This window comes from Sutcliffiella tianshenii (assembly GCF_016908565.1).
Taxonomy (GTDB): domain Bacteria; phylum Bacillota; class Bacilli; order Bacillales; family Bacillaceae_I; genus Sutcliffiella_A; species Sutcliffiella_A tianshenii.
The window spans coordinates 130,297-156,105 of record NZ_JAFBED010000006.1; the positions used below are offsets into that span (position 1 = coordinate 130,297).

A 25,809-nucleotide genomic window follows, 5' to 3' on the forward strand; every position below is an offset into this window, starting at 1 on the left:
GCTTTTTATAGGTTCGAGAATAGGGCAAAGGAATATTGAATCATTAATCTACATGACAAAGGGGAAAATGATGAATTTATCATCTGGGAAAGTATTATTGGACGAAGGTGAACTAAAGTGTATCTTAACTGAAATTAAATCTGGAAAATGTCATTGGCATGAGGTAGATAGGAGTTTGTTATTAAAATCTATGCTGGAGCATATCGGTTCAACGGATAGTGAACTCCGTGACCAGTTGATTTATACCTCTTTTTACAGATTGATTATTGAGAGTCATCAAATAGAACCTGAACTATTAATTGAACTCTTAGAAGCATGTTTGAATGAACCACTTTTTAAAGGAATCGGTGAAAAGGATACTGACACAGTGTTCACAAGAGCGTTTACTACACTTTTAATAGCATTAATATTGTTCAGGGATAATACAGGGGATTTTTTACCCTCAAGCACAATCTATAGCATTAAAGAGAATTTAATTAAGTACATCAATCTTGAGGAAGATCTAAGAGGTTATGTTGCAGGTAAAGGATGGGCACACAGTATTGCTCATGTAGCTGACACTTTTGGAGAGTTGGTGAAAAATCCAAAGCTAGATAAAGATAATTACTCAGAAATATTAAAAACATTGTGGAGTAAACTGTTTATATCCAGTAGTGTCTATGTTCACGATGAGGATGAAAGGATATTGATTCCAATTCTTGAAATGCTAGAAAGAGGATTGAATGTAAAAGAAATAGAAGAATTAATAGAAAACTTGCCGACTGAATTAAAAGTACAGAAGGCACAGATTGAAATCGAGAACTATTGGCTCTTAGTGTTTAACATAAAAACATTTTTAAAAAGTTTTTACATTAAAATTAACGGTAATCCTAGACTGCTGCCACTCCAGAAAAATATTGAACAGTGCCTAGCAAGGATCTACTGAAGAGGCATCTTAAAATCTATCAGGTAATTAAATGATTTTTTAAAGAAATAATTTGTGAATGGGTAACACATGATATGAATTTATTTTTCTTGCTGCGGGGGCATTTATGAAAACTCACTATTATTTAGGATGGTTTAGCAATTTCTTTCCAGAGAATTTGGGCAGGGTTTTACAGGAGGATATAACTAATAGAAAATCACTTGTTATGATTAGCTCGAATCCAGCTGAATACGAAGACGATGGTGCTACTGAACGCTCGTGGCTTGACCGGGCCGGGATTGTGTTTGATGAATACCATTTAATTAATTTTCGTCTACAGAAGGAAGATGCCCAAACGTTAATTCGAAACGCTTCAGCCATATTCTTGTTAGGCGGAAACACTCTTAAACAAAATGATTTCTTGCGGGAGTATGGATTGTCAGATTTGATTAAAAAAAGCACAGCAGTAGTAATCGGAGCAAGTGCTGGCGCAATCAACATGTCCGCCAAATGGATATGCTCGAGAAAACTAGGATACAAAGTTGAAAAAAGCACAGCTTACAATGGGATCGGCCTTAATGATTTTGGCGTCCTGTCTCATTTTGATCTTGAAAATAACATGGAACAGGTTCAAAGCGAACTGTCCCCCTTGTCGAACGAAATGGATATTTACGTGTCAAACAAAGATTGCGCTGTACGTGTAAAGGGAGACAAAATCGACATCCTTGGTGATGTATATTTACTTTCAGACTCAAGAATTCAGAAGTTGGATGGGACACTCTAATTGAAGTCGAAGGAAGTTTAATCTGAACTTAATTGCCTTATAAATAATTTGAAAATTTCATTAATATAAACGTTTATCTGTTAAAATCAAAAAGAAGAAAACGGAGGAACAAATGAATATAGAACTTGAAAAGCTGATCTTTGTTTTAAACCAACAATTCCAGACGAATATCATCTCTACTGACTACCAAACTATGGCGTTACAGGGGGGAACTGTAGGGAATGTGTACCTGGTAACGGGGATTGCCGAAACCGTGGATGGCGAAAAATTGCCTTACCGTTTAGTGCTGAAAATCCAGAACAAATGGGAGCGTTACGGGGATCCGGGTTCATGGCGTCGGGAATATGATCTCTATTCGTCTGACTTGGGAGAAACATTCTCGCAATCCCTCCGTTGGCCGATATGTTATCATGGCGAATTCAATGCCGAAAATAATGAATACCATCTCTGGCTGGAATATATCGATGGCGTCACCGGTTTAGACTTGACAGCTGATATGTACGAAAAGGCCGCGCTGGAGCTAGGGCGCTATCAAGGCAAGCTATATGCGGAACAACCCGCTGTGCTGCAGAGCCTGACCAACCTGAGCCATCCTGATTTCATGAAGAATACGTATATGCATTACCGATCATGGCCGGTCGTCTTCAATTATATAAGATCAGAAGACTGTGAATTGCCTCTGCATTTGCGGCAAATGCTCATCGATATCGATGAGCAAGCAGACGAGATATTCGCCCGTATTGAAAAATTGCCCCTCGTGCTCTGCCACCGGGACTTCTGGATTACCAACCTTATCTATGCCGACGGGGATTTCGCGCTTATCGATTGGGATACCAGCGGATGGGGCTACCTGGGCGAGGATCTCGCAAGCCTGATCGCGGATGAACCGGATATCGATAACATGGTCGAATACTACCAGCGATGCATCCCTGCGTATTACAAAGGCTTTTCGGAGTATGCGGATGTATCCCGGATCGACGATCATTGTGTTTATGAGATAATCCTTCTCGTATTCGGGTACAGGCTTGTCGAGGGATATCTCCACGCAGAGCATGATGGCGAGAAGGCGACGCATGTCCATACTCTCGAAAAAATCTATGAAATGAAAAACATACCCTTGATGATTTAATGGAATTCAGCCTATCATGGCAGCTTGTTTTCGGTTTTACCCTAATGATCAAATTGAATCATGAAATCACATACCAAAGGGGCGAAGGGATGAGACAGATTATTGCAATGGGTGGTGGGGGTTTTTCAATGGAACCAGAAAACCCACTACTGGATAAATACATTTTAGCTCAAGTGAAAAAAGACTTTCCCAAGGTTTGTTTTGTTCCGACCGCCAGCGGAGACCAAGCAAATTATATAGAAAGATTTTATGGCGCATTTAAGCTATTGCCTTGCCAACCTTCTCACATATCATTATTTGAGCCAGAATTTATAGACTTAGAAAAGTTTGTTCTTGAGCAAGATGTTATATATGTCGGAGGAGGAAATACAAGAAATTTGCTTCTTTTGTGGAAGGAATGGGGCTTAGATCAAGTTCTAAAAAAGGCTTATGAAAAAGGAGTCATACTTGCCGGACTAAGTGCTGGTGCAATATGTTGGTTTGAAGAAGGTTTAACTGACCCATTAAATGCCCCGTTGTATAAACTAGATTGTTTAGGCTATTTGAAGGGAAGTAATTGTCCGCATTATGATGGTGAGAATAAAAGAAAGCCTTCTTATCACCAATTAATCCTAGAAGGGAAAATGAAAGAAGGATACGCAGTAGATGACGGTGCCGCCCTTCATTTTGTCAATGAAACACTAACTAAATCTGTTAGTTCAAGACCAAAAGCAAAGTCTTACTTTGTTAAATGTGCAGATGGTGAAATTACTGAAGATGAGATTAATACAATTTACTTAAGCGGTTGATAGCGAATTCATTATTCAAGGATATGGAGCCCGGTTAGAAAAATATAAACCTTAATAGCCACTCTTCAATAAAAGGAAGGGTGGCTAATCTTATCGAATTTAACAACTATTAGGATTTAGCAAAGGGGTGTACAAATGGAGAATGAATTAAAGATTTACTACGGAGAACACCACTCGCAATTTGGTATATTGCGAGTCCCTGAGAATTCTGACTCATGTCCTGTAATAGTATTGATTCACGGTGGATTTTGGCAAGCAAGATATAACTTAGAAGAGAATAATCCAATTGCTGCGGATTTGACCAAAAGAGGATTTGCAACTTGGAATATCGAGTATCGTAGAGTCGGGGAAGATCGAGAAGGATGGACCAGCACATTTAATGATGTGATTGATGCAATAAACCATCTATCAAAAATTTCTGAGACATATCCTATAGACCTGTCAAAAGTTACTGTTATCGGTCATTCGGCAGGTGGCCATTTAGCACTTTGGTTAGGTTCAAGAATTAGATTAAGTGCAATCGATGGTCTTTTTAACGAGCTTCTAGTTACTGTTCAAAAAGTAATCAGTTTAGCTGGAGTGACAGACTTAGTCAAGATGTGGGAAATCCATGAGCAAAAGAAAATGAAGAGTCACGTAGCTGCACTATTGGATGGATCTCCTGAAGAAGTTTCTGACCGTTATAAAATGACATCCCCAATTGAATTGTTGCCAATAAATGTAGAACAAGTATTGATACATGGTGAGTCGGATCTCCATGTCCCAGCAGATTTAAGTAAGGATTATTACAAATTTGCCGTGGAAAAGTGGGAGAACGTAAAGCTAGTCATTCTCCCGGATATAGAGCATTTTAAAATTATTGATCCTACTTCTTCTGCATGGACCTCTGTTGTAGAGTCAATATAATTTCTTTCTTGAACTAACCAACCGATGGCAAGTGCTTTTACTAAATTGGGCCCTCAAGAATCTTTTGAAAAAATTGGTGTTAATCATCAGGGTTAAAGAGTAAAACGGGAGTAAGGAGGATTTTTGTGGATATTGCGGTATATCTTACTTTAGTATTTTCTTTAATAGTATCTACTTCATTTTCAATTTGGATATTTTCAAAAAAATCCAGTAAACGGTTAGGTGTACTAGTAGGGCTTTTGATTAATACGCTTCTATTATCACTAGCTACAATTGTTTTCTACAAAATATTCAACTTTAAAGAATTAGAAGGACTTTTTTCAAGTTTAGGTATTCTTGTATTTGCTTTTTTCATTCCTATAATCACCTTTATTAACTTTTATATCCTTGAATTGATAAATGGTAAATATGTAATCTTAAAAAACTAACATATGGTATTCAACTATTGTGAGAGAATATGCTATTACTGTTTACGAATTTTGAAATAATATTACTAGGACAGCAATGATGAAGAAAACAAGAGGGGGGAGTATCAATGGACAATAGTAAGGAGCATACAAAAATTCCGGTGTGGGCATTTGAAACAATTGAGATAAAAAAGCCAGATCCTGATTGGAAGTACAAAGGGATTCGTGAAAGAGAGGAACTTTGCATTCTACTTTCAGCTTTTGGTGTAAAGCAAGTAGAACATATTGGCAGCACATCAATTCCTAATTTGCCAGCAAAACCAATTATCGACTTAATGGCTTCAATTCCATCATTGGAACCTCTCAATAAAATTGCGGAAACGCTAAAATCACACGAATGGCATTATGTACCTCCCGAATTAGATAAGCGGCCTTGGAGAAGATTTTTTGTAAAAGTGAAGAACGACAAACGAATAGCACATTTACAACTGATGGCAGAAGGAGAAGAACGTTGGGATCAACTAATTAAGTTTAGAAATAAATTAAGAACTAACTCAGACCTTGCAAATGAATACGGTGCAATTAAAAGTCACTTAGCACAGGAATATAAAAGTGACCGTGAAACATATACAGCTGCAAAAACAGAATTTATTAATAAGGTGTTACATAACTAAAGGGAGCTTATCAAAAAATAGGTAAGCTTCTTTTTTATGGAAAATTTATATTGAGTAAGTGGTTGGTATTTGAAATAAATGGAATCAAGAAATGGGTAGATTAGGGAATTGTTTTATCAATTTCTTAAAATAGAGTCTTACGCAATAGAGAGCAGTACTTTGAAAAATTACGCACCTCTTTTTTTACTTTTTATTTTCTGATATTTGAAACTATTTATGTTTCTCAAAGGTATATTATAGCAGGGGGAGTGATAAAGATGGTACAGGCTTTTCTTGTAATTGGAATTATAGGTATGGTTATATCAGGAGTTTTTTTGGGGGTATGGACAAGCGGACAACAACAAAGAGCTAATTATCATTCCGAGACCACAAGCCACAGAAATTTTAGAACAAAGATAGGGTTATTTTCTGGTTTGGTGGGACTAGTTTCATTAGGCATAGCAGCTTTGATATTTTATATTTAAGATTCACTAAATTTGAAATAACTTATTGCACGAAAGGTTTCAATTAGGGGGATCTTGATGGGGAGAAAAATAGGTGTATTTTTATTTACTTGGTTTTCATTTCTGACTTGGCTTTTCTTTGCTATTTATTTCTCAGACGAAAGTGATTGGTGGACAGTAATAGAGGTTGAACAGACCAGTATTGATACATTTGTAGTTAGCGTATCGTCTACTAGAGTGTTAATTGGTACAATTATCTTTTTTGTTATCGGAATAATAGTATATAAATTCATTAAGCTTTTATATTTAAAGAAGCGTCATGCTTTCCATGATCAACAATAAGGAAAATTGAACGAAGGGATTAATAAGGAGGATTAGATGGTCGGTACAAAACTGTTACTTTTTGGAGCGATGTTTTATTGTGTGAAATTTTTATTAAAGGCCACTCTTATCAAGACATTCAAAGTAAAAAAAGAGCCATATCATGATGAAGAGGGATTCGTGAATAAGAAACACAAAAGCATTAATATTATTTTAGGTCCTATCATCATTATTATTTTGATTTTCCTTTTTTACCTTCAGCATATAGAGAATATTTCACAGATGTTATTTTTAGGAATCTGTTTGTTATTTATTGCGTTATTTCAAGTTATCGAAGCATTTTTTTGGTGGAAGGATGACAAGGAATCAAGATATTTCGTGTTATGTATCGGAGAAGCAGTGTTATTTATTATATTCGGAATCATTATATGGCAGTTTGGTATATTTGGTCTAACCGCCATTTGAAAGAACATTAAACTACAATGGTATTTCAGATATTTAATTAGATATGTCCTAACCCTCAAGAATCGGGCATGAAAATTGAGAAAGAAAAATGGACTGTTTCGGCAGTCCTTTTCTCTTTTCCCTATAAAAATAGAAGTTTCATCACTTTTATGAATAAATTACTCCCATTGTAGAGAAAAACGCAATAGCTAGCCCTAAAATGAATAGTAAAATTCTTTTTACTAATGTTGGTGAAAGCTCAATAAGAAGATCAAAAATCAGTTCAAACAAGCTAATAGAACCGCCCATAGTCATATTTTCAATAGCATTTTTCTTCCCAAAAACAGAAAACCACATAAGTAATAAGCCTAAAATTGCAATAATCCCTAAAAGTATCGTTAACCACATATTGTTTCCCCTAAGATGTTTTATCCTGATTTTAAATTATATAGGAATTATTAACTAGGACCATTCTTTACCAGTTTAAGGTTTGCTTATTCCACAATAGAACGCTTTGGGTAGGCGTCTTTTTTAGTTATGGGAAAAGGATTGAGTTAATTAATCTATTTAAAACAAATGGTAGTAAGCAATAGGGTATTTAAATGAGATAACTATTAAAGGAAAAAGTGAATATTTAGGTGATGAAATGTTATAATATTTAAAAAATTGAGGTGATTTTTATGTGTGGGATTTGAAAATAAACTAAAATTAAGAGATTTGCATATTCCTAAAAGCCGGGAAGAATTAATGCGAAAAATAGAAAGAGATTTATTAGAGGACCAAAACGTATTAGCATTCTTTTATGGTGGTTCAATAGGAGAAGGAAACACAGACCTTTATTCAGATATCGACCTCCGTATTGTAGTTAAGGATGTCTTGTTTGAACAATACAGACAAAACAAAAGAGAAAGGGCTAAAAACTGGGGAAAGGTGTTGTTCTTTGAGGACTTTCCGGGTGCAACGTATAGTATAGCTCACTTTGATACTTTTATAAAAGTTGATTCTTTTTATTATACAAGTAAAGATATTGTTCCTTCAATATGGCTAAAAAACATCAAGATCATTAAAGACCACCAATCTTTACTATCTAGTGTCCTAGCTGCTTCACAACATTTGAACTATGAAATGAATATTGAGCAATTTGATGTTTGGAGATATAAGTTTTTGGCATATGTTCATGAAACCTATAGAAGATGTAAGAGGAATGAAATCTTCTATGCTCTAAATAGTTTAGATTGGATAAGATGGTCTATTGCAACTGGATGGTATATGGATAAAGGATATCCACCTAATAATCCTGGAGATTGGGCCAAAATAGAAGGAGAGAGAAGTAAACTAACAGAAAGGCAGCAGGAATTGTTAAAGGGGTGGCATAGCAGTAGAGATCCAGAGCAAATACTTAGTGTTATGAGATCAATACTTCCTGAGTTCATTGAGGTGCACAGAAAACTATGTGAAAAGTTCGGAGTTGATGAAAATCCTATCCTGTTTTCAAAAATTCTCGAATTAGTTAAATAACATCAAATATATAAAGGGTAGCGAAAGCTATCCTTTATCATTTTTGCTGAATTTAATTATATGGAGTGTATCTGGAATAAACGGATACGCTTTTTCAATATTGAGCAGGATAGTTAAGCATTGTTCGGATGAAATTAAACTGAGGTGATAGATGTGACAAATCCAAGTGAAGGATTTCTCGATATAATCGGTTTAGAGGAAAATACAAGAGAAAAATCTAAATTAAAGGTCTTAATTGACAATAAGTCAGCAGACGCTAATAAAGAAATCTTAGTAAAGATATTCGATTATATAAAAACAATTTATAGAACGGATAAGTCCACTGTACTTTGGTGGGAAGGGGGAAGTCATTCTAATCCTTCTACGAAAATTGTAAGTATTGAAGATATTGAATTCTTACATAATTTGTGGGAAAGAATTGTAGGCAACTATCTTTTATTTTTACCAGAGCAATTTGAAGTGACAAAATTTCATCAAAAGGAAAAGGATGAAGAAGTGTTCATCGGCTTATGTTTAGTTACTTATTCCCAATTAATAATAAAGTCACCAGATGGTTATGAAGTATTATACTTATTCTTGAATAAATGAGACAGAAGACTTGGCATAGGAGGATTGAAATTGAAAAAGGAATAATTTGTGCAATATTCAGATCAAAGCATCATTAGTGGTTATAATTTTCCCAAAGATGACTTTGTATCAATATCGATTGGAATGACTGGCATTACCAAAGACTTAATTGATTTATTAGTACATAAGATGTTCGGTCTTCCTGTTTTCTTTGTACTAAATGCAATGATTTTTGGTTACGAAAAGCAAACTTTAGTTTCAAATAAAATTTCCTTTCATGAGTTTCTTTCTGATGGAGCCGTTATCAAAGTCGATTCTGTAGATAAATTACCTATCATAAGTAAGCTTACGGAAGAACTGGTTTGCAATGGACTGAATGTGTTCATTTTTCACGGGAAGGGTTTATCAGAACAAGAATTAATTCCCCCTAAACACTGGGGAGATAAACCTTTAGAATTTAAAAACTTGAATGTTGAAAAAGTCGAAACCTTTGTCGATATCGAAGAGGTAGGGTTCACAGTATTTACAAAGAGTAGTTTGCTTAATTCTCCAAAAAAAATCTCTCATTATTTTGAAGGTGATTATTATCTCGATGTTAATAATAGCGATATATAACCTCAGGTTATAAAAACAATTTAATTTTCCAAAACCGGGGGGACATTAATGCCAAATAAAGAAAAACGGTTTTACATACCTGGAATTGAAATAAAACGATTAATCAATTCTAATGAGGGATGTATTGCTACAGACAGAATTACAGTAGATGGTTGCAAAGTTGGGTTTATGTATAGGGAAAGCCCGTATCAAAATGATAATCCAGACAGTGGTTGGAGGTTTATGGCTGGGGATGAAGATGATGATTATATGAATAATCCTGATAACCATTCTGTTTATCAAGTGAATACAATATGTAATTATGACCCAGAAATCATCCCTTTTCTTAACTCTGAACCAGGTAAGGCATTCATTCGTGATGGATATGGAAAATTTATTCCTGATGAAGCGTGGGAGACACCTGAAGATTAAACTTTTTCAACAATCATGTAATCTCCTGTATTTATAAAGGGAGGGAGAGGGAGATTGGATGAAAACTCTAAAATATATGACCTTAATATCAGTTTTCACTATGATGCTATCCTCTTGTAGCAACTTCAATTCAATAGGAGGTTGTCCTGATGCTGAAATTGAATGGATTGATATGGTCATGATCAATGATATAAAATACGAACATCATTTCCCCGAGCCTGCTGATGAGAATATTCCCATTGATTTTGAAATAGGCAGAGAGCTTGGAAAAGTAGACTATAAGATGGCTGATAGTGCATGCAGTAACCATAAAATGAAAAATGGCGATGCTGCATATTTAGAAAAGGGCACACCAATTTATGAAATTAAAGGATATCCAACTGCTTTAGTTGTTGCTGCAAATGATAAGGTATTTGTAGCAGACACAAACTTAAGGGCAAAGACGGCAGGGGATTTATATCCAATGAATAAGTTGGTGAAGAATATCTATATTGAAAGCACAGAAGATGGAAGTAGAATACATACATTCTCGCAACCTTCCAAAAATAAATTCCTGGATGCTTGGTATAAATTAAAATTGGAAGATATCCAAACATTAAATAAAGAAGGTAAAATGGAAGGTAAACGTATATTTTTAGAGTTTGAACTTGAAAATGGAGTTTTATTTAGGCAACTTTATTGGGCTGATTCCAATACTTTTCATAATGGAGCAATAGGAAACAAAGAAATAAAAGATGTTATTAACCATGAATTGTCAATGTTAAAAAAGTGATATAAGATGAGGTGTTTACTTGAATGGTTTCACATACAACATAGAGACAGATAGATTAAATATCAGACCATTTATTAAGGAAGATTATTTGAATTGGCTGAATCAATATAATAATAGGATGCCTTCACAACATAAATACGATGATGGAAAAATTGATATGAGTATCTGTACAATGGTTTGAAGAATTGATAGATAAGCATCAGGAGATGGCTTTAAATGATGAGGTGTACATATTCGGGATATTTAGAAAAGAAGATAATGCTCATATTGGTGCAATAGACTTTTCTACTATTATGAGGGAAGATTTTCAATGGGCAAGATTTGGCTATACCATTCATAATCAGTTTTGGAGACAAGGATACGGTAAGGAGTCTGTAAAAGCAGCAATTAAACTTGCATTTGAGAAATTAAATTATCATCGTATAGAGGCCCATATAAACCTTGATAACACTCCATCAATAAAATTAGCAGAAAGCATTGGAATGGAATTCGAATGTATAAGAAAAGGTTTCATTCATGAATTTGGCGAATGGACTGATAATCTAATTTATTTTATAAATTCAAAGTAGATCATATTGAACAATAGCGTTTAAACGCTTGTTCCAAAAGCTTATTAAGAGGTGCGCAATGAGTAGTTTTAATAGAATAGACCCAATAGATGCAGCCCATAAGTTTATTAGTAAGCATTTTCCCGATTGTGACGGGGCTTTATTGGCAGGGAGTGTGGTTCGAGGTGAGGAAACGGAAACATCTGACCTTGACATTGTAGTATTCGATAAAAACCTCCATTCCTCATATAGAGAGTCACTGATTGATTTTGGGTGGAATATTGAAGTTTTTGTACATAGATTCATTTCTTATAAAGAGTTTTTTAAAAGCGATTATGAAAGGGCCAGACCCTCGATGCCAAGGATGGTATCTGAAGGCATAGTCTTAAAAGATAATGGGATCATGGAGTCCATAAAAAAAGAGGCGAAAGATTTATTGGCCAAAGGTCCAGAGAAATGGTCAACAGAGACGATTGAGACTAAAAGGTATTTTATATCTGATGCATTAGACGACTTGATTGGTAGTAAGAATAGAGCAGAAGAAATTTTTATCGCGAGTACACTTGCTGAATTAGTAAGTGAATTTGTATTGAGGACCAATGATAGGTGGGTTGGCGCTTCAAAATGGATTGTAAGGTCATTAAGGGAATTTGACATGGAGTTCGCAGAATGTTTTGTCGACGCTTTTGATGATTTTTATAAAACAGGTAATAAAAACAAAATCATTCAACTTGTGGATGGGATATTAGAGTCCCATGGAGGGCGCTTGTTTGATGGTTTTTCTCTAGGAAAAAAAACTTGAGAAATCCTGAAACGATTGAATACGGGAATATGAATATGTTATTCCAGATTAAAACGATCTTCAACTCGAAGATCGTTTTAACATGAAAAAAAATAATATTATTCCAAAATGTAGAACCCCTATCCGTGCACACTTTTATAATACTAAAAAGGAGTGCGGTGACAAAATGGGTATCATCCTTGTTTATTTGATTATCGGAGTATTGATTAGTGCATCAATTTATGTGGTGGCAGATTTTCGACCTTGGTATTTGTTTGCGGCATTGTGCGTGGCCTGGTTACCTCTAATATTGATTGGGATGATTCTGACTTTATTTATGGATATAGAAGGAATTTCCAATAAACTAAACAGATAAATGCACAAAGCCAAGAAATAAATCCGAATACCGCGACAATGGTCGTTTCGGACCATCCGTACTTTAAGCCAAAATGATAATGAATAGGTGTCATTTTGAAAATGCGCTTATGAGTAAGTTTAAAAGATGAAACTTGTAAAATGACCGAGAGCTGTTCAGCAAAATATATGAAGAATAAAATGGGAATCAAGATTTCAACTTTCTCAATGACTGCAAGAAATGAAAGCGAACCCCCAATGGCCAATGATCCCGTATCCCCCATAAATGCTTTGGCAGGGAAAATATTATAAATGAGAAAACCAAGTAAACATCCAATCATAACTAAACAAAAAATCTGCACCTCTGGACTGTCTGAAACCATAAAAAAGAAAAAGTATGTAGGGATTGCAACAACTCCCAAAAGACCGTCTAATCCATCCGTAAAGTTAATGGCATTTGCAGAACCAACGACAAATAGGGTGATGACAATGACATATAACATCATTGGAAGATCCAAGGAAATATTTTTATAAATACTGATGCTGGTATCCACACCTAGCTCGTTGATCACGTAAAAAAGCAAAGTACCTGTAAAAGTAAATTGAAGAATGAGTTTGGTCTTTCCCGATACCCCTCCTGGATCTTGACGAGAGGCTTTCCAAAAGTCGTCCAAAAACCCTATGAAACTAAAAAGAATGTAAGTAACACACAAAAAATACATCAATGGAGTAGGCGAAAAAAGTAGTGATACTATAATTCCTACAAAAAGAATGATGCCGAACATTAGTGGAGTGCCTTTTTTTAACTGATGACCTTTAGGAAGTTCTTTCCTTATGGGTTGAATGAGATTAAGTTTTCTCAAAACGGCAATAAATAGTGGAGATAAAATTGTAACAACTGCAAAAGCAATCAATGCTGGTATTATTTGATCAATCAATGTTCATTTACCCCTTTGCTCTTTACTATCTATAATAAATTCTATAAAAATCATCCATAACCTCTATTCCATACAATCAATATTGAATACGTATGAATCTATGCAGTAAGAGCTCAAAACTCAGTTCAGATGACCTGAGTTTTTTTCTATGCAACAGCTAGTTTTCAAGTTCAGTAGTATCCAAGATGGACAATTGGTAAAATATATATGGAAAACTAAATATTAGGTGTAACTTTCGGCGGATAAGACTGTCTGTATATGGGAGAGAGGGGAAATGTGATGTCCGACCCTAGGATAGAGATATATGAAAATCATAAACAGGCGATCTATTCGTATTTATATCGCTCCACACTAAACAGGCATATTGCCGAGGATCTGACTCAGGAGACTTTTTTTCGGGCATTCAAATCCCTCTCCACTTATAGGGGGGATGCTTCCATGAAAACGTGGCTTTTTAAGATTGCCCGGAATACCTACATTAATTTTAACGGGAAAAAGCAAACTCAGTTGGAGGTGCAATCTGAGACGTTGGATGAAAGGGCGGCTGTCCGGCATGATCCGTACAAACATGCAGAGGATAAGATGCTGATTCAGATGATTCTGTTGAAGCTACCTGAAAATTACCGGACCTATATCCTGTTGCGTGATGGGAACGGACAGACCTATGAGGAAATCGCAGAAATCACCAATGAGTCGATCGCACAGGTGAAGGTGGGCATCTATAGGGCCAGAAAAAAGTTCCGCGAAATCTATAAGAGGGAGGTGGGGGAGGAACGATGAAGCTAGAACATGAAGTAGTCCGTGATCTGTACCCTTTATATATGGAAAACGAATTAAGTCCTGCAGTCAAACAGGCAGTCGATGCCCACCTGAGTGAATGTGAAGCATGCAGGAACACCTATCAGACAGGAGAAGAATTTTTTGATCATATAAAGGAACTGGAAAATACTGAAGTTCCGAACACGGTGGATGAAAGGGTCAGGATGAAAATCAGACTCACCAGGTATAAGTGGATCACTGCAGTATTAACCGCAATCATTCTGACCCTGCTTGTGAGTGACTATAAAAGTGGAAGAGAAAAGTTGATATTGGAATTTGAAAATTACTACAGAAGTCAGGAATTACTGCCTATTATGTTTAATATAGTGAAAGAACCAGAACATAGTGAACTGGAGTATGTAAGCCGTGCCGTGAATCAACTTTTTGTAGATATGATAGCGCTCGAGGAGCACCTTAATTTTTTCGAAAAACATCAACTAAACAACACGGAATATTACTTAAGCATCAACACCTCAAACTTCAACTCGATGCTTGAAATCATGCAATTCCGTTTTGAGCAGGGGATGTGGTCGGATACGGATGAGGCGGCATATCAAGTCACGCAACAATATTTTGACGAACTCAACCAACTGTCAAACAGGCAATACCGAAAATTCAAGCATGGATTTAGCTCATATTTTGAAACACTCGACGTGGAAGAATTCGACAGATTTTACAAAGATATTAATAACCTGAGTGACAGTTATACTCGTTTTCACAAGCTTCCAGAGGAACTGCAGCCAATGGATGAAAAGGAACTCGCAAAACATGTGGCCCATATATTGGACGTTCACGAGAAAAAGGTGGAATTGAGAAAAGAGAGTCCTTTAAACGATAGTCCCTACACCTATCAGTTTCATATTGATGGGCAATATGATGGTGCGATAGATGGAATCACTGGGCAATTGCTGGAGGTGCGTAGCTATCCTACAGAACTTGGTGGTCCAACTCTGGCGAAAGATGAAACGGAGGAAAAGGTGAAAGGCCATGTAGAGAAAATATATGGCAGCAACTTCACGTACGACCTGGTACCGATCGGGGGAAATGCCAGTAATGAAAGTAAATACTATAAGCTATATAGCTTCAAAATAATACCTAATTATAAAGGCTATCCGCTTTATACTCCGCTTGAACAGGATACAGTAATGACGGTAAATGCAAGAACAGGTGAAATAGATACATTTCGCCATAATCAGGATGTTCCGTCCTATAAGGATATTGAAAAGCAGGACCTTGAAATAGCTGTTCCGTTGGAAACGTTCAACAAGCAAGGATTATCAAAAACCGTGGTGATCTATTCCGCCATAACCGGAAAATTCGAACTGGTCCATATGAATCCTGCACTGGACTACTTTGAAAAGGGGAAATTTTATTCAGCAAAAACAGGCAAGGAAGAGTGGATTCGTGTAGATGGAAGATAGGGTGCGGTATGTTGCAGGCTACAGTACGGATTATGAAACTTTTTCATGTACTTTTCGTATATTCGTTAAATATTCTTTATAGAGGTGACAAATATGGGTGCATTTAATTTAGGGGACGCTCTGTTTCAACTGTTTAGTTTAGGTTTTCTTGTTCTGCTTGTGTTGTTCGTGGCTTTTGTATTCAGAAGCATTAAGCAGCGGACGATTCAACTGAATCGTTTGGAGGAAAAAGTGGAAAAGCTGAGCAATGAAGGAGAAAGAGGGAATTAATAATGAACTGGGAAGTGGCCGATGATGATTTATAAGATTCTCTTAATAGGAGCCATCCTGATATTTATCCTGGAACTCTTTATAGGCCCGCGTTTTTTGGGGATGGAAACTGGGAATACTGGTTTGTTTGTTGGATTGATGATGCTATGTACGGTGATTGGGCATTTATTGAAAAAAGAAAGCGTCAAATAAGGGGAGCCTCCTGTTGAGGGGGCTTTTTCTCATAAAACACAATTGATATAGAAAAAAGATAAAATTGTAGTGAGGTTAAAACTATTTCAGTCCTTAAAACGTTTCAGTAATAGGAAAGTATGAGACATTCAGAAAAAACAGAGTAGATAATTGGAGGGAAGTAGATGAGAGTAAGAAGTATGGTAATATTCTGCTTAGCTGTTATGCTATTTGGCATCGCAACTTTTGCATCCTGGTATGAAGGCAGTGATTTGGTGGAAAGGCCATTTGAATGGGATAGTACCGCAAAAATCACATCATGGTGGAATCACGGGGCAGTGGAACGGGAGAACATCTCACAGCTCGATTATTTCATATATTCGTTAAAATACAAACCCCTTTTTCCAATTTTGATGTTGATTAGCTTCGTTTATATCCTTTTTGCAGTGGGGAAAAGGTGGATGAAAGGAAAGGGGATACTTTCGGTTTATTCGGCAGGGATTGCGGTGATGCTTTTTTGTGGAGCGATGCTTGTGGGAGGATCTCCTACTGAAGGAGGGAAACTGATGATGGCGGCATTGATCGTTTCGGGAGGTCTGCTGACCATTTATGCCAGTTTGAACTATCTTCAATTAACTAGAAATGCTGAACGCTGATAATAGTGAAGCCGGAAACCATGCTGACAAACAATCAGCAAAGTCCCCGGCTTTTTCATTGTTTAATACTTATTTCCGTTCTTATCAACATACACAGATTTCACGATCGTCCTCTCGAACGCATTCCCGTCCTTTGTTACGCCTTTTACATCAAGCGTAATCGTATAGACGCCTTCCTCTTTAAAGTTCATTGCCACTTTTCCTTTATTGGCCATCTTCATTCCGAAGTTCTGCTTCGCTTTCCCATCTTTGTTTACTTTTACGTCCACGTTGAAGTCCTTGATTTTGTTTCCTTTATTCTTCAATTCAAGTGTTGAATCCTCAAGAATGATTTCTTCGTTCAGCTCGGTATGGAAGCCGACGGTCATCAAGTAGGCTGCCTTATCCTTCTTCGCTTTTACCGTCCAAACACCAGCTTCGGGATTGGAGATCTGGAAGGTGTGATGATGTCCGCCTTTGAAAATATCCTGATCAACTGCATGCTTGAAGTCACGGTACACAACACCTGTAGGACTGATAACTTCGATTTTTTTGGTCTGTTTGTCACTTAACCAATCAAGGTCGATCTTCTGTACATTCTCCTCGACAAAGAATGTTTCTTTTCCTTCCACTTGAAACTCACCACCGCGGTGCAGGGCACTGATGTTGGTAGGCTCCTGCTCAACAGGCTCGACCGTCGCACTTACCTCGCTAAGAGCAGCAACTCCTGCTGTCTGAGTGGTCGTCAAATATGGCCGGAAATACTGGAACGTGCCGCCCTCGCGTACGGTAGTGTGGTTCCAGCTGCTCACCTTGACCTCCGTGCTGTATGGGAGACGTGAACTTGCAACGGTAACTGCGCCATCGTTGGAGCCATAGGAGCTTAAGTACAATCCGCCCCAATACAGGGATGAGCCGAAGCTTCCCCATTTTGTGCCTGCCAAGGTATAGATTTTATTGCGAGAACGATTTGTGTGGTTATCAATTTGAGGTCTGTAACTGTTCATATAGCCTGTTTGAAGCGAATAGGTTGCATCGTTTTTGCTTCCAAGAATACTGGATAGCCAACTTGCCCAGCCGCTGTATGCGAGGTCTGCAAGCTGTGAACCGTAATGAGGACTGGATAAGGTGATGAGGTTTGATACATAAGGGTATGCCCCGTAATGGACTAGGGCATTTTGTGAATCGATACCGCCTTTGCTGTGGGCAACGATGACAATTTTCTTATTTCCAAAATGGTTGTAGATATCACGGATTCTCGCACTTACAATCGAACCGTTATCCCACATGTTTTTATCTGGATGAACATCAATGAATGCCGTCTGATAGCCGTTATTCAACGCAGTCTGATACATATTGTTGTTTTCCCACCAGGTTTTAGAAGAGCTGTTGATTCCATGGACAAATACGATCACGGGCTTGTTCGGATCCACATAGCTTGGAGTATCCCCGACATACCACTGCCCTGGAACTCCGCCGGGATCATCTTTACCGCCGATCGTCCCTGCATTTACAGAAACGGGTACCACAAGAATTGCAATAAGCAAAATCAACACCAACCTTTTCATTCCACCACTCCATTTCTTCTAGGAAATGGGAGATCTTCTCCCCATCTATCCTATCGGAAAGCGGTATCATTTCAGAAGTGTTTTTTGAAAAATGAGCGAAAGGACATGGTAGGCTGTCTATAAGATAGGAAAAAAGATTTATCTTTTATATCGTATTTTTGTTGGGGAATGATATGATGTAGAATCTAGCTAGACATAAAAGAAAGGGAGTATTTACATGATAACAGAAGTAGCATTTTTTCATATTAAAGAGGGTTTGGAAGCAGATTTTGAAAAAGATTTCGTCATAGGAGTGCAGTCAATCGCGCAGTCCAAAGGATATATTTCTCATTCCTTACATGCATGCATTGAAACTAAAGGCAAATATATGGTGCAGGTGGAGTGGGAGACATTGGACGATCATATGAGGGGTTTTGTAGGTTCGGAACTATTTGAGGAATGGAACAAAGCGGTTGGTCACTACTTTAAGCCTGACATTTATATGGAACATTTTCATTTGGTCAATAGCAAAGAATGATGAATTTTACTTTCCTGCTAAAAAATTCATCCTGTACATAAATATCCCAAATATCTCGAAAGCAAACATTTTGACATCGAGATATGTATATGATAAAAATGTTAAGTAAATAATAATCCAACAAGAAGAGGGAGAGATTTCTTCATGACTACTACCAATAAAAATTCAGCTATTTCTGTAATGAATGAACGTCATTCTGTTCGTAAATATACCCAATATGAAATGCCACAAGCAGATCTGCAAGCTATCCTTGAGGCGACAATCACAGCACCATCGTCCTGGAACCTGCAGCATTGGAAGTTCCTTGTCATCCAGTCAGATGCACAAAAGGAAAAACTTCTGCCTATCGCATACAACCAGCAGCAAGTGGTCGACAGCTCTGTAACCATTGCCATTCTTGGAGACTTGGAAGCGAACCATAATGCGGAAAAAGTATACGGGGAAGTCGTGAACAAAGGCTACATGACCCCAGAAGTGAAAGAAATGCTCACTGGCCAAATTCATGGTGCTTATACGAACGATCAATTCGCTCGTGACGAAGCTGTGATGAACAGCTCTCTTGCGGCGATGCAACTGATGCTTGCTGCAAAAGACCTTGGCTATGATACTGTTCCTATGGGTGGATTTGACCGCGCAGCATTCAAAAAGGAGTTCAACGTTCCAGAACGCTACATCCCGGTGATGCTGATCTCGGTTGGTAAAGCTGCCGCAGAGGCACACGGAACATTGCGCTTACCTCTTGATGAAGTGGTTGCATACGAAACATTTTAATGGATAGAATGGAAGGCCCGCTTTGCAATTGTTGCAAGGTGGGCTTTTTTTGTTGTATCAAAACAACTCAATCATAACTTGATATACATAGTTGAAGGAAAAACTTACAATAAAAGTATCAAAACGAAGAGGTGATGGAAGTGTTCAATATGAAGAAAATCGGGGTACAGATTGCAAATTGGAGAAAGGCAAAAAAGCTGACACAAATGAATTTGGCAGATCAGCTTGGTGTCAGTTATCAGGCTGTGAGCAACTGGGAACGTGGCGAAACGATGCCGGATATTGCAAAGTTACCAGAACTCGCAAGCATTCTAGAGGTAAGTATTGATGAGCTCCTCAATAATGAAAAAGGAAGTACGCTGATCAACCAGATTATCGAAGGGGATCAGACTGAATACGTAGTTTCCGTTGAAGAGTTTTCCAATGTTGCGCCGCTGCTGGATTCAGAAAAGGCAGATGAAGTATTTAAAGGATTAACAGAGGAGCTCACTATGCATGACATTGCTGCATTTGCTCCATTCATAAGCCAGGAAGTGCTTAATGAGTGTGCCAAGAGAGAGTTTGAAAAAGGAGGAATTCAAGCATTAGTCGGCATCGCGCCTTTTTTAAGCCAGGAAATCATCAACGAATGTGCCGAGAAATCATTAAATGATGAGAAAGGAATCAAATCCTTGGCTCCCATCGCCCCATTCATCAGCAAGGACAAGCTAGCTAGCATCGCCGAAAAGGAATTTGAAACAAAAGGAATAAAGCAAATAAGTGCCATTGCGCCATTCCTAAAAAAAGATTTTATCTCCTCCATAGCAAAACAAAGCTTTGAAAAGGATGGCATCCAATCGATTGTCCCTATATGCCCCTTTATTGATCAAAAGGTGCTAAACGAAATTGCGCTGAAGGCAGTTTCTGAAAAAGGATTAAAGGAAATCCTGCCCGTTGTGCCGTTTATTAATCAGGATTTAATAAATGGATATGTAAAAGAGCGTGTTGGGATATAGTAGAGTCATTCAATAAACGTTTCTTTGGGCAGAGTTGGGTCAGGGTGCTGGGAGCTCGTGCGGAAAGGTCGGGAGTTCATGCCGAACGACCAGCAGCATGATAAAAATAATATAAATAAGCGGAGATTTTCCGGTTAAATGCAGATTGTAGCTTGTAGCGGGGAAAATAAGGGAAGATTTTCCGCTTATGCACAGCAAAATCATCCATTTTTGAATTTTTCGAGCCAATAGGCGGAATTTCTCCGTCTATTTCAGCCTTTTTTAATAGTAATTACTAAATAAGCGGAATATTTCCGTCTATTTATCGGCTCTAGCGCTAAATCTGATCTCCCAACCGATAAGTGCGAACCGTCTTGATCCTAGATGAAGGAATCAGCCGCAAAGATCAATAGAATTTTCACTTAAAATAGAAGGATTTACCAGGATTTTGTCGAAACTTAAGTAAAAATAGAAACTGATTTAAGGTGGAGATTCATATAAACATTGCAATGGTAGACGTAAAAGTGAAATTGAGCGGCCTTCAATTAAATGAACGTGAAACAAAAATTCTAGAAGTGCTGCTGCTGAACATGTGTGCGCAGACGAACGCTCAAGTAACGAAAGGCGGGATGGCTTTGAATCCGTTGGAAAAAACGGAGGAAAGCGATATTTTTCACCAACAATTGGCTTGGCAACAGTCAATCACATCTGAGCAGTATGAACAGATGAAAGAGGAACTCAGCCGCCGCATTACAAATGCCATAAAAATGTGCGAATTGCCTGAAGTTGAAATAGACTATAAAGAGAATGCTTATTTAAATATTTAATTAAAACCGCCTCAAGTATTTTGTCATGAATATATAAGTGGAAGGCGGATCAGAACATGGAAAATGCGCTTAAAAAAGCACACAGCTTCAGCAGCAGGCATAGAAAAGAACTGGAATCGGGTAAGGTATGCGGATGCTTTTATTGCTTGAAAATCTTCAGCCCAAAAGAAATAGAAGAGTGGTGCGATAATGGGGATACTGCTCTTTGTCCTTATTGTGGAATAGATTCCGTTATAGGGGACAATTCCGGGTACCCCATTACAGGAAAGTTTCTAAAGGATATGCATCATTATTGGTTTTAATCAATGATTTGGGGGAGTAAGGATGTTTTCGTACAAAGTAGATAAAGAGATATCCATCGAATTGCTTCAGCTTCATCACACAGAAGAGTTATTTACTTTGATTGATGCCAATCGCGAACATCTTAGGAAGTGGCTCCTGTGGGTGGATAAACGTCAGTCACCAGATGATTTGGAACCGGTCATTCCGATCTGGCTACAAAACTATGCAGATAACAATGGCTTTGACGCTGGTATCAGATTTAACGGAAAGCTTGTGGGGATGATCGGTCTGCATTATATCGACTGGAAGAACAAATCTACGAGTATCGGTTATTTTCTTGCCGAGGATGCTCAGGGTCATGGTATCATTACAAAATCGATTTCGGCATTGCTGGATTACTTGTTTGATAGCCTGAAGATTCATAGAGTGGAAATACAATGTGCGGTCGGTAATACTAAAAGCATTTCAGTCCCCCATAGGCTGGGATTTGCAAAAGAAGGAATTAAACGGGACGGGCAGTGGCTATATGACCATTATGAAGACTTGGTAACGTATAGTATGTTAGATCGTGAGTGGAAAGAAAGGCGTGCGAGGTGAGGAGCATGATTACATATCCAATACTAAAAAAGGGCGCAACTATCGGAGTGACCGCACCTTCATCCGGTGTTCCTGAAGAATTGCACCATATCGTGGAGAGAGCAGTTTCAAGGTTAAATGCGGAAGGATACGAAGTTATTTGCAGTGAGATAGTCTGGACAGATGTGAAGACAAGGTCTGCTTCTGCCAAAAAGAGAGCAGAAGATTTTCAAAGGATGATGGAGGACGAGAATATTGATCTCATCATTCCACCATGGGGCGGTGAGCTATTGATAGAAACCCTGGAACACATTGATTTTGAGAAGATACATCCGAAGTGGGTCATGGGTTATTCAGATACGAGCATGCTGCTGCTTGCCATTACTTTGAAAACCGGGATAGCAACTGCACATGGAACGAATCTGGTGGACCTGCGCGGCGAATATTCGGATAAGACCACTGCAATGTGGAGGAATGTGTTGGCTACACAAAAAGGCAATTCCATCGTCCAGTATTCTTCTGAAAAGTTCCAAAAGGAATGGCATCACGAGAATCCCTCACCTATGATATTCCACTTGACCGAAGAGACGAGCTGGAAGTCTGTTGCAGGTGGAAGTGTAACGATGTCCGGGCGCCTGCTTGGTGGCTGCATCGATATTGTGCGGCATATGATCGGAACACCGTTTGGAGATGTGAAAACGTTCCGCAGCAGCTTTACAGATGGTGAACCAATAATATGGTACTTCGAAAACTGTAATATGAAAACGACGGATCTAAGAAGGACATTGGTGCAGATGAAGCTTGCAGGCTGGTTTGATGGATGCGCAGGCATCATGTTCGGAAGAAGTCCTGCCAATACGCCGGTGGATGATTATCTAATAGAAGATGTCTATCAGGATTTATATGGAGACATTAAGGTACCTGTGCTCTATGACATAGACTGCGGCCATATACCACCACAAATCACGCTGATCAACGGTTCATTTGCTGAAGTGGAAGTGGAGGATGGGAAAGGGATTGTGAAGCAGACTTTCATTTAAATTCTTCCTGAAAATGCTCTACTGATGGAGGAGAGGTTTATTGTTTCCGGATTGTGAAAATAATTTAATATAAAGGAACACATAATAAAAGGAGTCAAAGCGAGACCAACGCTTTGACTCCTGACAGATGAATGCTGCAGTGGCACAGCTACTGTGGGCAAACGAAAAGATCCACCCGTACTGCACATGCAAGCTTTGGACGGGTGGATTATTTTTTTCGATTGATTTCGATCAGGACGACCACAAAGCTCAATAATTCCAGAATGAACATCCCGGACGTTAAAAAGATTTGCAGTTCGTTCATGCGGCGCCACCCCCATTCTCCACAGGGATTTAGCCGATCCACCCGTATTCATCTGTCCTTCATAGTATAGCCAGATTCATGGTGGCCGAACATCCGGTCATCAATTTTTTGCCTATTTTTCATAAAGGTAGCCCAGAAACTCCGGCAGCCTTGCACGCCATGCCGCTTCATTATGGACTGCATCCTCGATTATCTCGAACCGGACATGCGCCACCTTTTCCTTCAACAAATCATATACCGCCTGACTCGAATCGATGTAGACCTGATGATTGATGAATGAAGTATCTTCCTTTGTTCCAATGTCTAAATAAAAGCGTTCCAATCCTGTCAAATCTCTTTCTTTTATGTAAGCTTCGATTTCGGTCTGATTGATCCAGTAAGCGGAGGAGAGGGATCCTATCCTTTTATAGATATTTGGATATCTGCAACCGGCATAAGTGGATATCAACCCGCCCATGGAGCTGCCTGCCATTGCTGTATCATCGGGGATTGTCCGATATTTCTCATCTATCCTTGGCTTTAGTTCGTGCGTGATGTACTCGATGTATTCCTTACCCTTACCGCCAGTAAGATTCTCATCATCAAATAACCGCTGACCCAACTCCCGGTTTTCCCATGGTGCATACTCATTGAAACGTTCAAATCCTTCCCTGTTGCAGTCGATCCCAACAATGATTATTTCGAGGTCGCTCTGCTCGAGATAATCCTTCAACCCCCAGCTCACACCGAAGCTTGCCTCCTCATCGAGAAACAGATTCTGGCCGTCATGCATATATAGAACAGGATAACGTTTTTCAGAAGTATGGTAGCTTTTCGGCAATAGGACACTGACCCTTCTATCGGACTCGAAGGGAGTGATGGTGACAGTAAAATATTCAAGCATATTTATAAGCCCCTTTTTCATTCTTAGTACCTCTTATTATATAAAATTATTGAGTAGATGAAAGCATTTTAATGATAAAATGAAAATATTCAAAAAAGAACGGAGCTGGCAGGATGAAGGTCGGTCTAATCAGGCACTTCAAGGTGACACGGGGGTACCCGGACAATCGGGTGACAGCCGAGGAACTCCTGAAGTGGGTGGAGGAATATGATGCATCGGAAGTGGAAGAGAACGATTTGGATTTAAAAAATATAGATTGGAAGAGATGCTACTCGAGTGATCTCCCACGGGCCGTAAAAACGGCAGAAAAAGCTTTTAAGGGAGATATTACACTTTTGAAGGAGCTCAGGGAAATAACCGTGGCGCCGATTTTCCCGCCCAATAGAAGGCTCCCCCTCAAACTTCATCTATTATCCATCCGCATGGCTTGGCTATTTAACCATAAGTCGCAGCCTGTGAGTAAAAGGGAATTGCAAACACGAATAAGTGATACGTTGGATAAAATACTTTCCAGCAAAGAAAACACCCTCATCGTCAGCCATGGAGGCGTCATGATGCTTTTGCGAAAAGAGTTGTTGAGAAGGGGATTCCGAGGGCCCGAATTCAAGATTGCCAATAACGGTGAGTTGTATTTGTTTGAAAAAAGATGATTGGAATTGGGAGTGACTTTGATGAGAAGGTCAGAGCTTATTGAAACTCTACTAAATACTATATGTGACATTCATCTGCCTCATCCTGTGCGAGTGGGAGTGAGCGGTATTACAGCATCAGGTAAAACAACTCTTGCAAATGAAATTGCAACTGCATTGGAATACAGGGGGGAAAAAGTTATCAGAACTAGTATTGATCATTTTCATAACCCAAAGACAATTCGCTATAAACAAGGGAAAGATTCAGCGATTGGCTATTACAACGATGCGCATGATTATACATCTTTTATGGAAAAGCTGCTGATTCCCCTTGGAGATTCTGGGCACCTTAGATACCAACCTGCATCTTTTAATTTGGAAAAAGATGAATATATTTCGTCCAATGAAGAGTCAGCAACAGAAGACTCCGTGTTAATCGTGGATGGCACATTTTTATTCAAGCAGGAGTTGATCGGTCAATTTGATTTTAAAATATTTGTAGAAACAGATTTTGAGATTGCCAGAAAAAGGGGATCGAAAAGGGAAGAAAAAGCATTTGGTAGTTTGATAAAAGCGGAAGAGATATTTAAAAAAAGGTATCATGCTGCCTCTAAGCTGTACCTCGAAGAGCATGCTCCACAACATTTTGCAGATGTAGTAGTAAATAATGATGACCTTGATAACCCGATACTGTATAAAAACAATATCCATAAACGTGAGAGGTAGAGTGATCACATAATAAAATGAAGGCTTTTGGGTTATCGGTTGAATCCTTTTCAAGAACAATATGAAGGGATAAACAACCTCAAGATTCCAAA

The 25,809-nt window shown here is 38.3% G+C and carries 35 protein-coding genes and 1 pseudogene; 31 read left to right on the forward strand and 5 right to left on the reverse strand.

All coding sequences use genetic code 11. From position 1 onward, the window contains the following. Positions 1-67 precede the first annotated feature (67 nt). The 10 genes from JOC95_RS14485 (at position 68) to JOC95_RS14530 (ending at position 6,821) form a co-directional block, all read left to right on the forward strand. A complete protein-coding gene (locus JOC95_RS14485; protein WP_204417746.1) occupies positions 68-925 on the forward strand; it encodes a DUF2785 domain-containing protein in 858 nt (285 codons plus the stop codon). 106 nt (positions 926-1,031) lie between these two features. Continuing rightward, entirely contained in the window at positions 1,032-1,688 is a 657-nt protein-coding gene (locus JOC95_RS14490; protein ID WP_204417762.1) for a Type 1 glutamine amidotransferase-like domain-containing protein, read from the forward strand. A gap of 112 nt (positions 1,689-1,800) precedes the next feature. Beyond that, positions 1,801-2,817 (forward strand): aminoglycoside phosphotransferase family protein, encoded by a 1,017-nt coding sequence (locus JOC95_RS14495; protein WP_204417764.1) that lies wholly within the window; start codon positions 1,801-1,803, stop codon positions 2,815-2,817. A gap of 89 nt (positions 2,818-2,906) precedes the next feature. Continuing rightward, on the forward strand, positions 2,907-3,605 hold the full coding sequence (locus JOC95_RS14500) for a Type 1 glutamine amidotransferase-like domain-containing protein (RefSeq protein ID WP_204417766.1): 699 nt from the start codon (positions 2,907-2,909) through the stop codon (positions 3,603-3,605). A gap of 135 nt (positions 3,606-3,740) precedes the next feature. After that, positions 3,741-4,511, forward strand: a complete 771-nt coding sequence (locus JOC95_RS14505; protein ID WP_204417768.1) for an alpha/beta hydrolase family protein — start codon at positions 3,741-3,743, stop codon at positions 4,509-4,511. Positions 4,512-4,636: 125 nt separating this feature from the next. After that, a complete protein-coding gene (locus JOC95_RS14510; protein WP_204417769.1) occupies positions 4,637-4,939 on the forward strand; it encodes a hypothetical protein in 303 nt (100 codons plus the stop codon). A 107-nt stretch (positions 4,940-5,046) separates the two neighbouring features. Beyond that, positions 5,047-5,592, forward strand: coding sequence for a GrpB family protein (locus JOC95_RS14515; RefSeq protein ID WP_204417770.1), 546 nt, complete (start codon positions 5,047-5,049; stop codon positions 5,590-5,592). 257 nt (positions 5,593-5,849) lie between these two features. Further along, positions 5,850-6,056 carry a DUF5316 family protein gene (locus JOC95_RS14520; RefSeq protein WP_204417771.1) on the forward strand — a complete coding sequence of 69 codons (207 nt, stop codon included), beginning with the start codon at positions 5,850-5,852 and terminating at the stop codon, positions 6,054-6,056. A gap of 57 nt (positions 6,057-6,113) precedes the next feature. Continuing rightward, positions 6,114-6,377 (forward strand): hypothetical protein, encoded by a 264-nt coding sequence (locus JOC95_RS14525; protein ID WP_204417772.1) that lies wholly within the window; start codon positions 6,114-6,116, stop codon positions 6,375-6,377. A gap of 36 nt (positions 6,378-6,413) precedes the next feature. Next, positions 6,414-6,821 carry a DUF4181 domain-containing protein gene (locus tag JOC95_RS14530; protein ID WP_204417774.1) on the forward strand — a complete coding sequence of 136 codons (408 nt, stop codon included), beginning with the start codon at positions 6,414-6,416 and terminating at the stop codon, positions 6,819-6,821. Positions 6,822-6,968: 147 nt separating this feature from the next. Here the strand turns inward: JOC95_RS14530 and JOC95_RS14535 are convergent, their stop codons facing one another. Beyond that, complete coding sequence (locus tag JOC95_RS14535) at positions 6,969-7,208, reverse strand: hypothetical protein (RefSeq protein ID WP_204417776.1); 240 nt, start codon at positions 7,206-7,208, stop codon at positions 6,969-6,971. Positions 7,209-7,484: 276 nt separating this feature from the next. Between JOC95_RS14535 and JOC95_RS14540 the strand changes: the two genes are divergently transcribed. The 7 genes and pseudogenes from JOC95_RS14540 to JOC95_RS14570 all read left to right on the forward strand — a co-directional run bounded on the left by JOC95_RS14540 (position 7,485) and on the right by JOC95_RS14570 (position 12,033). After that, positions 7,485-8,318, forward strand: coding sequence for a nucleotidyltransferase domain-containing protein (locus JOC95_RS14540; protein ID WP_204417784.1), 834 nt, complete (start codon positions 7,485-7,487; stop codon positions 8,316-8,318). 153 nt (positions 8,319-8,471) lie between these two features. Then, positions 8,472-8,906: a hypothetical protein gene (locus JOC95_RS14545; protein WP_204417786.1), complete on the forward strand. Its 435-nt coding sequence runs from the start codon at positions 8,472-8,474 to the stop codon at positions 8,904-8,906. 48 nt (positions 8,907-8,954) lie between these two features. Beyond that, complete coding sequence (locus JOC95_RS14550) at positions 8,955-9,500, forward strand: hypothetical protein (protein ID WP_239582928.1); 546 nt, start codon at positions 8,955-8,957, stop codon at positions 9,498-9,500. Positions 9,501-9,548: 48 nt separating this feature from the next. Beyond that, positions 9,549-9,911, forward strand: a complete 363-nt coding sequence (locus JOC95_RS14555) for a DUF2185 domain-containing protein (RefSeq protein WP_204417789.1) — start codon at positions 9,549-9,551, stop codon at positions 9,909-9,911. Between the two features lie 58 nt (positions 9,912-9,969). Then, complete coding sequence (locus JOC95_RS14560) at positions 9,970-10,683, forward strand: hypothetical protein (RefSeq protein ID WP_204417791.1); 714 nt, start codon at positions 9,970-9,972, stop codon at positions 10,681-10,683. A 19-nt stretch (positions 10,684-10,702) separates the two neighbouring features. Beyond that, a pseudogene (locus JOC95_RS14565) lies at positions 10,703-11,252 on the forward strand (GNAT family N-acetyltransferase). 58 nt (positions 11,253-11,310) lie between these two features. Beyond that, a complete protein-coding gene (locus JOC95_RS14570; RefSeq protein WP_204417793.1) occupies positions 11,311-12,033 on the forward strand; it encodes a nucleotidyltransferase domain-containing protein in 723 nt (240 codons plus the stop codon). Between the two features lie 314 nt (positions 12,034-12,347). Here the strand turns inward: JOC95_RS14570 and mraY are convergent, their stop codons facing one another. After that, positions 12,348-13,304, reverse strand: coding sequence for a phospho-N-acetylmuramoyl-pentapeptide-transferase (gene mraY, locus JOC95_RS14575; RefSeq protein WP_204417795.1), 957 nt, complete (start codon positions 13,302-13,304; stop codon positions 12,348-12,350). A 279-nt stretch (positions 13,305-13,583) separates the two neighbouring features. Between mraY and JOC95_RS14580 the strand changes: the two genes are divergently transcribed. The 5 genes from JOC95_RS14580 (at position 13,584) to JOC95_RS14600 (ending at position 16,641) form a co-directional block, all read left to right on the forward strand. Then, on the forward strand, positions 13,584-14,084 hold the full coding sequence (locus JOC95_RS14580) for an RNA polymerase sigma factor (RefSeq protein WP_204417797.1): 501 nt from the start codon (positions 13,584-13,586) through the stop codon (positions 14,082-14,084). Continuing rightward, positions 14,081-15,544 carry a zf-HC2 domain-containing protein gene (locus tag JOC95_RS14585; RefSeq protein ID WP_204417800.1) on the forward strand — a complete coding sequence of 488 codons (1,464 nt, stop codon included), beginning with the start codon at positions 14,081-14,083 and terminating at the stop codon, positions 15,542-15,544. The genes JOC95_RS14580 and JOC95_RS14585 overlap by 4 nt, the downstream gene beginning before the upstream one ends. A gap of 93 nt (positions 15,545-15,637) precedes the next feature. After that, entirely contained in the window at positions 15,638-15,814 is a 177-nt protein-coding gene (locus tag JOC95_RS14590; protein ID WP_204417802.1) for a DUF4083 domain-containing protein, read from the forward strand. Between the two features lie 21 nt (positions 15,815-15,835). Continuing rightward, a complete protein-coding gene (locus JOC95_RS14595; RefSeq protein WP_204417810.1) occupies positions 15,836-16,006 on the forward strand; it encodes a hypothetical protein in 171 nt (56 codons plus the stop codon). Positions 16,007-16,170: 164 nt separating this feature from the next. Beyond that, complete coding sequence (locus JOC95_RS14600; protein ID WP_204417813.1) at positions 16,171-16,641, forward strand: YjdJ family protein; 471 nt, start codon at positions 16,171-16,173, stop codon at positions 16,639-16,641. 62 nt (positions 16,642-16,703) lie between these two features. Here JOC95_RS14600 and JOC95_RS14605 read toward each other — a convergent pair whose 3' ends face one another. Continuing rightward, positions 16,704-18,188, reverse strand: a complete 1,485-nt coding sequence (locus JOC95_RS14605) for an esterase/lipase family protein (protein ID WP_204417814.1) — start codon at positions 18,186-18,188, stop codon at positions 16,704-16,706. 217 nt (positions 18,189-18,405) lie between these two features. Here JOC95_RS14605 and JOC95_RS14610 point away from each other — a divergent pair, with 217 nt between their 5' ends. From JOC95_RS14610 to JOC95_RS14640, 7 genes are all read left to right on the forward strand, one after another. After that, positions 18,406-18,705: an antibiotic biosynthesis monooxygenase family protein gene (locus tag JOC95_RS14610; protein ID WP_204417816.1), complete on the forward strand. Its 300-nt coding sequence runs from the start codon at positions 18,406-18,408 to the stop codon at positions 18,703-18,705. A 144-nt stretch (positions 18,706-18,849) separates the two neighbouring features. Beyond that, entirely contained in the window at positions 18,850-19,476 is a 627-nt protein-coding gene (locus tag JOC95_RS14615) for a nitroreductase family protein (protein WP_204417818.1), read from the forward strand. 149 nt (positions 19,477-19,625) lie between these two features. Next, on the forward strand, positions 19,626-20,471 hold the full coding sequence (locus tag JOC95_RS14620; protein ID WP_204417820.1) for a helix-turn-helix domain-containing protein: 846 nt from the start codon (positions 19,626-19,628) through the stop codon (positions 20,469-20,471). Between the two features lie 464 nt (positions 20,472-20,935). Further along, complete coding sequence (locus JOC95_RS14625) at positions 20,936-21,277, forward strand: hypothetical protein (RefSeq protein ID WP_204417822.1); 342 nt, start codon at positions 20,936-20,938, stop codon at positions 21,275-21,277. A 56-nt stretch (positions 21,278-21,333) separates the two neighbouring features. Beyond that, positions 21,334-21,579, forward strand: coding sequence for a cytoplasmic protein (locus JOC95_RS14630; RefSeq protein WP_204417824.1), 246 nt, complete (start codon positions 21,334-21,336; stop codon positions 21,577-21,579). A gap of 22 nt (positions 21,580-21,601) precedes the next feature. Next, positions 21,602-22,156: a GNAT family N-acetyltransferase gene (locus JOC95_RS14635; RefSeq protein WP_204417826.1), complete on the forward strand. Its 555-nt coding sequence runs from the start codon at positions 21,602-21,604 to the stop codon at positions 22,154-22,156. Between the two features lie 5 nt (positions 22,157-22,161). Next, complete coding sequence (locus JOC95_RS14640) at positions 22,162-23,175, forward strand: S66 family peptidase (protein WP_204417828.1); 1,014 nt, start codon at positions 22,162-22,164, stop codon at positions 23,173-23,175. Between the two features lie 208 nt (positions 23,176-23,383). On the opposite strand, the gene JOC95_RS14645 is transcribed toward JOC95_RS14640, so the two are convergent. Then, a complete protein-coding gene (locus JOC95_RS14645; protein ID WP_204417830.1) occupies positions 23,384-23,479 on the reverse strand; it encodes a putative holin-like toxin in 96 nt (31 codons plus the stop codon). 112 nt (positions 23,480-23,591) lie between these two features. Next, positions 23,592-24,383 (reverse strand): alpha/beta hydrolase, encoded by a 792-nt coding sequence (locus JOC95_RS14650; protein WP_239582929.1) that lies wholly within the window; start codon positions 24,381-24,383, stop codon positions 23,592-23,594. A 92-nt stretch (positions 24,384-24,475) separates the two neighbouring features. Between JOC95_RS14650 and JOC95_RS14655 the strand changes: the two genes are divergently transcribed. Next, the gene (locus tag JOC95_RS14655) at positions 24,476-25,012 is read left to right on the forward strand and encodes a histidine phosphatase family protein (RefSeq protein ID WP_204417839.1); all 537 of its coding nucleotides are present in this window, start codon (positions 24,476-24,478) and stop codon (positions 25,010-25,012) included. A gap of 21 nt (positions 25,013-25,033) precedes the next feature. Further along, positions 25,034-25,717: a nucleoside/nucleotide kinase family protein gene (locus JOC95_RS14660; RefSeq protein WP_204417841.1), complete on the forward strand. Its 684-nt coding sequence runs from the start codon at positions 25,034-25,036 to the stop codon at positions 25,715-25,717. Positions 25,718-25,809: the final 92 nt, after the last annotated feature.

Coding starts and splice junctions, on each gene's coding strand:
- JOC95_RS14660 (WP_204417841.1), top strand. CDS start 25,034: ATGAGAAGGTCAGAGCTTATTGAAACTCTACTAAATACTATATGTGAC.
- JOC95_RS14600 (WP_204417813.1), top strand. CDS start 16,171: ATGAGAGTAAGAAGTATGGTAATATTCTGCTTAGCTGTTATGCTATTT.
- JOC95_RS14650 (WP_239582929.1), bottom strand. CDS start 24,383: ATGAAAAAGGGGCTTATAAATATGCTTGAATATTTTACTGTCACCATC.
- JOC95_RS14490 (WP_204417762.1), top strand. CDS start 1,032: ATGAAAACTCACTATTATTTAGGATGGTTTAGCAATTTCTTTCCAGAG.
- JOC95_RS14590 (WP_204417802.1), top strand. CDS start 15,638: ATGGGTGCATTTAATTTAGGGGACGCTCTGTTTCAACTGTTTAGTTTA.
- JOC95_RS14635 (WP_204417826.1), top strand. CDS start 21,602: ATGTTTTCGTACAAAGTAGATAAAGAGATATCCATCGAATTGCTTCAG.
- JOC95_RS14505 (WP_204417768.1), top strand. CDS start 3,741: ATGGAGAATGAATTAAAGATTTACTACGGAGAACACCACTCGCAATTT.
- JOC95_RS14530 (WP_204417774.1), top strand. CDS start 6,414: ATGGTCGGTACAAAACTGTTACTTTTTGGAGCGATGTTTTATTGTGTG.
- JOC95_RS14640 (WP_204417828.1), top strand. CDS start 22,162: ATGATTACATATCCAATACTAAAAAAGGGCGCAACTATCGGAGTGACC.
- JOC95_RS14500 (WP_204417766.1), top strand. CDS start 2,907: ATGAGACAGATTATTGCAATGGGTGGTGGGGGTTTTTCAATGGAACCA.
- JOC95_RS14655 (WP_204417839.1), top strand. CDS start 24,476: ATGAAGGTCGGTCTAATCAGGCACTTCAAGGTGACACGGGGGTACCCG.
- JOC95_RS14495 (WP_204417764.1), top strand. CDS start 1,801: ATGAATATAGAACTTGAAAAGCTGATCTTTGTTTTAAACCAACAATTC.
- JOC95_RS14520 (WP_204417771.1), top strand. CDS start 5,850: ATGGTACAGGCTTTTCTTGTAATTGGAATTATAGGTATGGTTATATCA.
- JOC95_RS14595 (WP_204417810.1), top strand. CDS start 15,836: ATGATGATTTATAAGATTCTCTTAATAGGAGCCATCCTGATATTTATC.
- JOC95_RS14560 (WP_204417791.1), top strand. CDS start 9,970: ATGAAAACTCTAAAATATATGACCTTAATATCAGTTTTCACTATGATG.
- JOC95_RS14605 (WP_204417814.1), bottom strand. CDS start 18,188: ATGAAAAGGTTGGTGTTGATTTTGCTTATTGCAATTCTTGTGGTACCC.
- JOC95_RS14615 (WP_204417818.1), top strand. CDS start 18,850: ATGACTACTACCAATAAAAATTCAGCTATTTCTGTAATGAATGAACGT.
- JOC95_RS14535 (WP_204417776.1), bottom strand. CDS start 7,208: ATGTGGTTAACGATACTTTTAGGGATTATTGCAATTTTAGGCTTATTA.
- JOC95_RS14585 (WP_204417800.1), top strand. CDS start 14,081: ATGAAGCTAGAACATGAAGTAGTCCGTGATCTGTACCCTTTATATATG.
- JOC95_RS14630 (WP_204417824.1), top strand. CDS start 21,334: ATGGAAAATGCGCTTAAAAAAGCACACAGCTTCAGCAGCAGGCATAGA.
- JOC95_RS14555 (WP_204417789.1), top strand. CDS start 9,549: ATGCCAAATAAAGAAAAACGGTTTTACATACCTGGAATTGAAATAAAA.
- JOC95_RS14525 (WP_204417772.1), top strand. CDS start 6,114: ATGGGGAGAAAAATAGGTGTATTTTTATTTACTTGGTTTTCATTTCTG.
- JOC95_RS14580 (WP_204417797.1), top strand. CDS start 13,584: ATGTCCGACCCTAGGATAGAGATATATGAAAATCATAAACAGGCGATC.
- JOC95_RS14515 (WP_204417770.1), top strand. CDS start 5,047: ATGGACAATAGTAAGGAGCATACAAAAATTCCGGTGTGGGCATTTGAA.
- JOC95_RS14645 (WP_204417830.1), bottom strand. CDS start 23,479: ATGAACGAACTGCAAATCTTTTTAACGTCCGGGATGTTCATTCTGGAA.
- JOC95_RS14570 (WP_204417793.1), top strand. CDS start 11,311: ATGAGTAGTTTTAATAGAATAGACCCAATAGATGCAGCCCATAAGTTT.
- JOC95_RS14610 (WP_204417816.1), top strand. CDS start 18,406: ATGATAACAGAAGTAGCATTTTTTCATATTAAAGAGGGTTTGGAAGCA.
- JOC95_RS14620 (WP_204417820.1), top strand. CDS start 19,626: ATGAAGAAAATCGGGGTACAGATTGCAAATTGGAGAAAGGCAAAAAAG.
- JOC95_RS14485 (WP_204417746.1), top strand. CDS start 68: ATGATGAATTTATCATCTGGGAAAGTATTATTGGACGAAGGTGAACTA.